6 protein-coding genes are annotated in these 8,200 nt (G+C 64.6%); 4 read left to right on the forward strand and 2 right to left on the reverse strand.

The genetic code is table 11. The features are described from left to right. Together JWR89_RS06595 and JWR89_RS06600 are read left to right on the forward strand one after the other, a co-directional pair. Positions 1 to 1,226 (forward strand): NAD(P)/FAD-dependent oxidoreductase (locus JWR89_RS06595; RefSeq protein WP_299713330.1); only part of this gene is annotated, 1,226 nt, incomplete at its 5' end. A 337-nt stretch (positions 1,227 to 1,563) separates the two neighbouring features. After that, complete coding sequence (locus JWR89_RS06600; RefSeq protein WP_299713333.1) at positions 1,564 to 2,460, forward strand: 50S ribosomal protein L11 methyltransferase; 897 nt, start codon at positions 1,564 to 1,566, stop codon at positions 2,458 to 2,460. A 3-nt stretch (positions 2,461 to 2,463) separates the two neighbouring features. Here JWR89_RS06600 and JWR89_RS06605 read toward each other — a convergent pair whose 3' ends face one another. Continuing rightward, complete coding sequence (locus JWR89_RS06605) at positions 2,464 to 2,649, reverse strand: hypothetical protein (RefSeq protein WP_299713336.1); 186 nt, start codon at positions 2,647 to 2,649, stop codon at positions 2,464 to 2,466. 187 nt (positions 2,650 to 2,836) lie between these two features. Between JWR89_RS06605 and JWR89_RS06610 the strand changes: the two genes are divergently transcribed. Both JWR89_RS06610 and JWR89_RS06615 read left to right on the forward strand, forming a co-directional pair. After that, a complete protein-coding gene (locus JWR89_RS06610) occupies positions 2,837 to 4,678 on the forward strand; it encodes an aminopeptidase P family protein (protein WP_299713339.1) in 1,842 nt (613 codons plus the stop codon). A gap of 90 nt (positions 4,679 to 4,768) precedes the next feature. Further along, positions 4,769 to 5,989: a multidrug effflux MFS transporter gene (locus JWR89_RS06615; protein WP_299713344.1), complete on the forward strand. Its 1,221-nt coding sequence runs from the start codon at positions 4,769 to 4,771 to the stop codon at positions 5,987 to 5,989. 17 nt (positions 5,990 to 6,006) lie between these two features. Here the strand turns inward: JWR89_RS06615 and JWR89_RS06620 are convergent, their stop codons facing one another. Continuing rightward, entirely contained in the window at positions 6,007 to 7,629 is a 1,623-nt protein-coding gene (locus JWR89_RS06620; protein WP_299713341.1) for an ABC transporter substrate-binding protein, read from the reverse strand. Between the last annotated feature and the right edge of the window lie 571 nt (positions 7,630 to 8,200).

Raw genomic sequence — 8,200 nt, forward strand, 5'->3', positions numbered from 1 at the left:
TGGAGCGGATCGCCGACGTGCTGCGGCAGTTCGTGCTGCGCGCGCCGCCGAACCTCGTGCCGAGCTTCGGCCTCAACGGCATCGCCGAGGCGATCAACGCGCTCGGCACCGCCAATGTGCTGCGCGCGCTCTCGATGGACCAGCAGCGCCTGCTGCTCGACCTGTTCACCGCCTCCGCCGGCGAGATGCTCGACGACATCTTCGAGAGCGACCTGATCAAGGCGCTGTTCGGCTTCGACGCCATCGTCGGCAACTATGCCAGCCCTTATGCGGCGGGCTCGGCGTATGTGATGCTGCACCACGCCTTCGGTGAGGTGAACGGCAAGAAGGGCGTCTGGGGCCACGCCATCGGCGGCATGGGCGCGATCACACAAGCGATGGCCGCCGCGGCGCGCAGCCATGGCGTCGAAATCGAGACCGACAACGGCGTGCGCGAAGTGCTGGTCGAGCGCGACCGCGTGGTCGGCGTGATCCTCGACAACGGCGAAAGTGTTCGCGCGAAATACGTCGCGTCCAACGTCAATCCGAAGTTGCTCTACACCCGACTGATGCCGGCGGAGGCGCTGCCAAAGCCGTTCCTCGATCGCATCTCGAACTGGCGCAACGGCTCCGGCACCTTTCGCATGAACGTCGCGCTCCATGCCCTGCCCTCGTTCACCGCGTTGCCCGGCAGCGGCGACCATCTCAGCGCCGGCATCATCCTCGCGCCAAGCCTGGCCTATATGGACCGCGCCTGGCAGGACGCGCGACAGCACGGCTGGAGCCGCGAGCCGATCGTCGAGATGCTGTTTCCCTCGACGCTGGACGACTCGCTCAGCCCGCCCGCCCAGCACGTCGCCAGCCTGTTCTGCCAGCACGTCGCGCCTGTTCTGCCCGACGGCGCCTCGTGGGACGACCATCGCGACGAGGTCGCCGACCTGATGATAGCGACGGTGGATAACTACGCGCCCGGTTTCGCCAAAACCGTGGTCGGCCGCCAGATCCTGACCCCCCTCGATCTGGAGCGCGATTTCGGCCTGCTCGGCGGCGACATTTTTCACGGCGCCCTGAGCCTCAACCAGTTGTTCTCCGCGCGACCCATGCTCGGACACGCCGATTACCGCGGCCCGTTGAAGGGGCTGTATCATTGCGGTTCCGGCGCCCATCCCGGCGGCGGCGTCACCGGCGCGCCGGGGCATAATGCCGCCAAGACGATCCTGCGGGATCATCGGGCGCTGTTCGGGTAGCGGCCGGGCTGTGATTCCGGGGCACGATTCAGCCGGCGCAGCCGGTTGGAGCGTGAACCCGGAACCCCGCAGTGTTCAACCATCTCTGGATTCCGGGTTCGCTCGCAGCTAGCGCTGCTCCCGCCCCGGAATGACAAGCATGTTGAAAACCCTGTGGATCTCCTGTGGATAACTGCGGGAAAACCCGGTGCTCAAGCTCGCGCATGACCGGCGCAAAATCGCTGCACAAGCCGGTGCAGAAGCATGGCATAAGCCGGGTATGTTCCTGTGCAGAAGCTCCGCACGCCGTGGGAACAAGCCGCGAACGCCTTCCCTTTCACCGTCTCCCGGACTGCCCATGACTGCCATCATCACCCCCGCCACCACCCGCGCGCTGTTCGCCATCGGCGACGAGCGCAGCGCCAAGCGCGTCGTCGATCTGCTCAATGAGAGTTTCGACGAGGGCCAGGCCGCGATCGCTGCGTTTGAGCGCCCGGACGGCCGCTGGGACGTCAGCGTGCATTTTGCCGATCCGCCGGATCAGGCGTCGATCCGCAATCTGGTCGGGCTGGCGTCGAGCGATGCGGTGGCTGAGAGCATCGTGTTCGACGTGGTCGAGGCGAAGGACTGGGTGGCGGAGAGCCTCGAGGGCCTGGCGCCGGTCCGTGCCGGCCGCTTCGTCGTCCATGGCCAGCACGACCGCGCCAGAGTGCCGCCGAACAAGCTCGGCATCGAGATCGAGGCGGCCCTGGCCTTCGGCACCGGGCATCACGGCACCACGCGCGGCTGCCTGCTGCTGCTCGATCAGGTGCTGCGCGCCAAGTCGCCGCGCCGGATGCTCGATCTGGGTTCGGGCACCGGGGTGCTGGCGATTGCCGCCGCCAAGGCGACCAAGCGCCGCGTGCTGGCCACCGACATCGACCCGATGGCCGCACGGGTGGCGCGCGAAAATGCGCGGCTCAACGGGGTCGGCAATCTCGTGGATTCAATCTGCGCCACCGGCTTTGCGTCCGCTGCGTTTGGCGAGCGGGCGCCATTCGATCTGGTACTGGCCAACATCCTGGCCAATCCGCTGCGGCAGATGGCAACCGCCATGGCCGCACATCTGGCGCCGTCGGCGATGATCATCCTGTCGGGCCTGCTGCCACACCAGGCGATGAGCGTGATCGTCGCCTACCGGGCACGCGGGCTGGTGCTGCTGCGGCACCAGCAGATCGAGGGATGGAGCAGCCTGCTGATGCAGCGGGCCGGCTAAAGGTTATTTGGGCGGGAGCTTGTCGGCCAGGTCCCGGATCGATTGATCCAGCCGTTCGGCGCGCTGCACGCGGGCCTCGACGAAGCGCCCGAGCACCTGAACGATAACGCCGCGTTGTTTCTTCTCGATGGGTGGAATCGGACCGCGACGCGGCGGCGGGGAGATCTTCTCGAACGTAAAGGCAGGCATCGTGTATCCCCTCTTCGTTGAGTTGAAACACTGGATGTCACCGACACCGCATCGACAACCGAAGCCGCGGCGAATGGTTCCATCCGGGTGAACGCTAGCCGTTAAATTCAAGCATAACTTGTGCCAGATTCACGCAACCCTGCCCCTCGATTGCAGCCGCGGCGGTGCGAACCTAGGATGTTGAGCCATGTTCGAAGCGCTTTTCCAGACGTTTGAAGAACCCGAAGGCGGCGTAGCGCTCACCGCGCGGCTCGCCGCGTTTCGCGAGGAGCTGCGGCGTCGCCAATTGACCGGGTTTGTGATTCCACGCGCCGACCAGCAGCAAAATGAATATGTGCCGCCGTCCGACGAGCGGCTCGCCTGGCTCACCGGCTTCACCGGATCGGCCGGCATGGCCATTGTGCTGCTCCAAGAAGCCGCGGTGTTCGTCGATGGCCGTTACACGCTGCAGGCGGCCAAACAAGTTGATGTGAAGGCGTGGAGAGTCGAACCTTTGGTTGAGCCGCCGCCGGAAATCTGGCTCGGCGAGCATCTGAAACCCGGTGATCGCCTCGGATTTGATCCTTGGCTGCACACTTCTGCAGCAGCGGAGCGACTGGCTACGGCCTGCGCCAGAGCGGAAGCCGAACTGGTCGCGGTCGATAGCAACCCACTGGATTCGGTGTGGGGTGAACGGCCCGCACCGCCGCTTGGCGCGGTATCCATCCACGCGATGAAATTCGCCGGCGAATCCGAGGCCGACAAGCTCGGCCGGATCCGCGCAGAAATCTCCAGGCTCGGCGCCGACGCGCTGGTGCTGTCGGATTCCCATGCGGTGGCGTGGACCTTCAACATTCGCGGCGCCGACGTCTCGCATACGCCGTTGCCGCTGTCCTATGCGCTGGTACCGAAGGAGGGTCGTCCGCAAATCTTCATCGATCATCGCAAGCTCTCCAACAGCGCCCGCGACCATCTCGAAACCAATGCCGATGTGAAGGAGCCGGAAGCGCTGACGGCCGCGCTCGTCGCGCTGGCGGAAAAGCGTGCTTCGATCGCGCTCGACAATGCCACGGCAGCCGACGCCTTGAGCCGCCTGATAACATCGCATGGCGGCAAACCGGTGCGCGGGAGCGATCCGGTGGCGCTGCTAAAGGCCGTCAAGAACCCGGTGGAGATCAAAGGCACCCGCACCGCGCATCGCCGCGACGCCGTGGCGCTGGCGCGGTTTCTGGCCTGGATCGACCGCGAGGCGCCGAAAGGCGGCCTTACCGAAATCGACACCGTCGAGGCACTGGAGAGCTTTCGTCGCGACACCGGCGTGCTCAAGGACGTGTCGTTCCCGACCATCGCCGGCACCGGCCCGAACGGCGCCATCGTGCATTACCGCGTCACCCGCAAGACCAACCGCCGCATCGCGCTCGGCGATCTGCTCCTGATCGATTCCGGTGCGCAGTACGAGGATGGCACCACCGACGTCACCCGTACCATTGCCATCGGCGAACCCACCGACGAAATGCGCGACCGCTTTACCCGCGTGCTGCGCGGCCACATCGCGATTGCCCGCGCCGCGTTTCCCGATGGCACCTCCGGCGCGCAGCTCGATACCTTGGCGCGGCAGTTCCTGTGGCATGCAGGACTCGATTTCGCGCACGGCACCGGCCACGGCGTCGGCAGCTATTTGTCGGTGCATGAGGGCCCGGCGCGGATTTCCAAGCTCGGCACCACGCCGCTGAAGCGCGGCATGATCCTGTCGAACGAACCCGGCTACTACAAGACCGACGGGTTCGGCATCCGCATCGAGAATCTCGAACTGGTCGTCGAAGCGAACATCGACGGCGCCGAGCAGCCCATGAACGCGTTCGAGACGCTGACGCTGGCGCCGATCGATCGCCGCCTCATCAATGCCGAACGCATCAGCCAGCGCGAGCTGAAGTGGATCAATGATTACCACGCCCGTGTCCGCCGCGAGGTCGCGCCGTTGCTAGACGAGGCGACGAGGATCTGGCTGGAAGCGGCAACCGAGCCGCTGCAGCAGCAACCGCGGCAGTAACAAGACAGAAAGCATCTGCGCCTCGTGAATTACAGCCCCCGCCCGCCCGCTCCCATTGTCGATGCCATCGACCATTCCAAATCGCGGGTGATGCTGCTGTTGCTGGTGACGATGACCGGCGTGGCGCCGATCTCGTTGTACATGCTGGTGCCGGCGCTGCCGGAACTGGCAAGGGTGTTCGAGCGCGACATCTCCATCGCGCAGATGACGGTGTCGCTCTACATGGTCGGGCTGGCGTTTTCACAGCTGATCATGGGGCCGCTGTCGGATCGGTTCGGGCGGCGCCCGGTGCTGCTCGCCGGGCTCGGGCTGATGGTGATGGCCGGCGTCGGCAGCGTGTTCGCCGAGACGCTCCCGCAACTGATCGCAGCACGGTTCTTCCAGGCGCTCGGTGGCGCCACCGGCATGGTGATGAGTCGCGCCATTATCCGCGACCTCTATCCGCGCGACCGTGTCGGCGCCATGATCAGCCTGGTGATCGCGGTGATGATGATCGCGCAGATGCTGAGTCCGCTGGCCGGCGGTCTGCTCGAGACCGGCTTCGGCTGGCGCTCGATCTTCTATGCCGTCACCGCGGCCTCGCTGGTCGTCACGCTGGCGATTGCCTTTTTGCTGCCCGAGACGCGCCGCTTCAGCGAGCGCGTCGCCGGCAGCGGCTTCGCTTCCGATATCAGCGTGCTGCGGAAGAGCCGCACGTTCATCGGCTACCTGCTTTGCTATGTCATCGCATCCTGGATCATCTTCACCTTTGCCGGTGGCGCGCCCTATGTGGTGGTGACCCAGATGGGCCGCAGCAGCGCCGAATACGGCGCGTGGTTTGCCACCTCCGGCCTGGCTTACCTCGTCGGCAACCTGTGCTGCGTGCGCTTCGCACCCAGGCGAAGCATCGAACAACTGATCTGGTTCGGGCTCGCCTTGCAGTTCGGCGGCGCGCTGCTCAACGTGATCTGGGGCCTCAGCGGCCTGAACCAGCAGCCGGCCTGGCTGTTCCTCACCCATATGCTGGTGATGTTCGGCAATGCCTTCGTGATGTCGAACGGGGCGGCGGGCGCGCTCAGCATTCGTCCGCAATCGGCCGGCTCGGCATCCGGCATGATGGGCTTCATGCAGATGGGCCTCGGCGCACTATGCTCGCAGTTCGGGGCCTATCTCGGCGGCCACTTTGCCACCCCGGTTCCGCTCAACATCGCGCTGGTGGTGCTGTCGCTCGGCTGCGCCGCGGCGATGATCTTCCTGGTGCCGCGCGGCGGCGCGGTGGTGACGGAGGAACTGATCGAGCAGGTGGAAGAGGAAGACAAGGGGTTGTTGTGACGCAACCCTCGCTCCGCTCACCCCTTGGTAAACTGCCGGAAGTCCGGTTCGCGGTGAAACCAGAACTCGTAGCCGGAGACGTTGTTCTGCATGGCAACGTCGTGGATCGGCTGGTTGAGCGGTACGATCGGTACTTCGCGCATGCAAAGCGAGATGAACTCCTTGACGGTCTTGTCGTACTCCGCCGTGTCGGTGGTGAAGCGCGCTCTGTCGATCAGCGCGTCCATCGCCTTGTTCTGATAGGCGGAGATGTTGAAGATCGAATTGTTGCCGTGGAAATTCCAGAAGAAGTAATATTCGGGATAATCGAGCCAGCCGCTGAAGCGGTTCAGCGCCATCGGAAGCTCTTTTTTGTTGAGCGTGGTGCGCCAGTTGGCGCCGGGGATCTTCTCGATCGCCGCCTTGATGCCAATCTTGGCAAGGCTCTCCTGGATCAGCAGCACCGTGGGTTCGCCGACCGTCGCGGTGCCAGTATCGAGCGACAAGGTGGTTTCGAAACCAGATTCAAGCCCGGCCTCCTTCATCAGCGCCTTCGCTCTGTCGAGGTCGGTGACATAGGGGAACGGCTGCGGCCACACCGGCTTGGTTACTTCGGCAGGGCCGCCATGCATCGGCACCGCGCGGTTGAAGAACGCGCTCGACTGGATCTGCTCGTAGGGCATCGCCCACGCGACGGCCTGACGCAGCTTCATATTGTCGAATGGCGGCTTCGCGGTGTTGAGCGCGACGTACCACAGCGCGTTGGGGATCGGCACGCCCGACACCTTGACCTTGGCGTCCTTAATGATCTGGTCGAAATCGCGCGGCGCAAAACCGCTGGAGAAATCGGCATCGCCGCGCTCGAGCATGGCGCGGCGGGTGCCGGCCGACGGAACGTCGCGGGCGATGATGCGCCTGATCTTCGGCAGCGGGCCGCTCTTCCAGTCATCATAACGCGCGAAAATGGTCTCGGTACCGGGCTTCCAGCTTTCGATCTGGTAGGCGCCGCCGCCGGCCTCGTTGTTGCGCAGCCAAGCCAGCGCCCATGGATCCTCGGCCGTCGCGTTCTTCTTTGCCAGTTCGGAATTGATGATGAAGGGCACCACGACGGCGACGTTGAACAGCAGCATCTTGTCCTTGCGGATGTAGTCGATGCGGAAGGTGTGATCATCGACGGCGACGAACTGTTCGGGCTTCTCCAGCGATCCCGCCGACATCTGGAAGGTCGGAAAGCCGCCAACCTTGACCGCGCGGTCGAACGACCATTTCACGTCATTCGCCGTCACCGGCGCGCCGTTGTGGAATTTGGCATCGCGGCGCAGCTTGAAGGTGCAGGACATTCCGTCGGCGGCGACCTCCCAGCTTTCCGCCAGCTCCGGCGCCAGCTTCTCGCGATCGTAGGACGGCGTGCCGTCCGCCAGGGTTTTCGCTGCATAGGTCAACAACCGGTCGTAGCAATTCCACGACAGGCCGTTGACGGTCTGGTTGGAGCCGACGCCCTGCATGTCCAGCGAGTTCGGCCCGAGCTCCTGCACGATCAGCAGCGTCTCGGCGCGGGATTGCGCATGCACCTCGCGCACCCCGAAGGTGGCCGCCGATGCGCCGGCCAGCGCGGTATGCAGAAAATGGCGCCGGTTGAGGGCGATGGTGCTGATCGACATGACAGGGAATCCTCGGGAGCAAGCGTGACGAAGCGTAGAGATCCAGCAAGGCCCGTGCCAAGGCGCATGAGAAAATGACTCTCGGGAGATGACGCCAATCCAGCCCTCCACGGGTCGTGAGCGTTTACGCAAAGTCCGTTATCGTGGTCATGACGTGGAAACGCGGGACGAGCCTGCGCATGACGGCGGTTAAGGCTGAGATTCAATTGTCAAACAGCCCCCCGGCTCTGAAACGCGGGTTAGCCTTCTCGCCGCGCTTGCGCGCCCGAGTTTTGCGCATTCCTTCCACCCTCTCCAAAAGAGAGCGCGCGGAACGCCGGGTGCCCGATGCACCCTTGGGCCTGACGCCATGCCGTAGTCGGCAAGTCGTAAAACGTCAGGACTTTCGGACAATCGAACAGACCGACGTTCCGCACGCGATGGGTTTAGGGCTCGCTCCGTGCCACCCCCTGGTGCCCGACCAGCTTTAGCGCACCATCCATGATCCAGGACGAGGATCGGGGCCAACACGACTTGGGCCGTTCGCGGGTTGGATGCGTTCGTCCGTCCGCACGGTTCGACGCGTGTCCGC

Origin of the sequence: Tardiphaga sp., assembly GCF_028290785.1 — a bacterium.
Classification (GTDB): domain Bacteria; phylum Pseudomonadota; class Alphaproteobacteria; order Rhizobiales; family Xanthobacteraceae; genus Tardiphaga.

What these genes read in the sequence shown, in the direction of transcription:
- JWR89_RS06600 (WP_299713333.1), top strand. Translation starts at nt 1,564, where the DNA reads ATGACTGCCATCATCACCCCCGCCACCACCCGCGCGCTGTTCGCCATC.
- JWR89_RS06605 (WP_299713336.1), bottom strand. Translation starts at nt 2,649, where the DNA reads ATGCCTGCCTTTACGTTCGAGAAGATCTCCCCGCCGCCGCGTCGCGGT.
- JWR89_RS06610 (WP_299713339.1), top strand. Translation starts at nt 2,837, where the DNA reads ATGTTCGAAGCGCTTTTCCAGACGTTTGAAGAACCCGAAGGCGGCGTA.
- JWR89_RS06615 (WP_299713344.1), top strand. Translation starts at nt 4,769, where the DNA reads ATGCTGCTGTTGCTGGTGACGATGACCGGCGTGGCGCCGATCTCGTTG.
- JWR89_RS06620 (WP_299713341.1), bottom strand. Translation starts at nt 7,629, where the DNA reads ATGTCGATCAGCACCATCGCCCTCAACCGGCGCCATTTTCTGCATACC.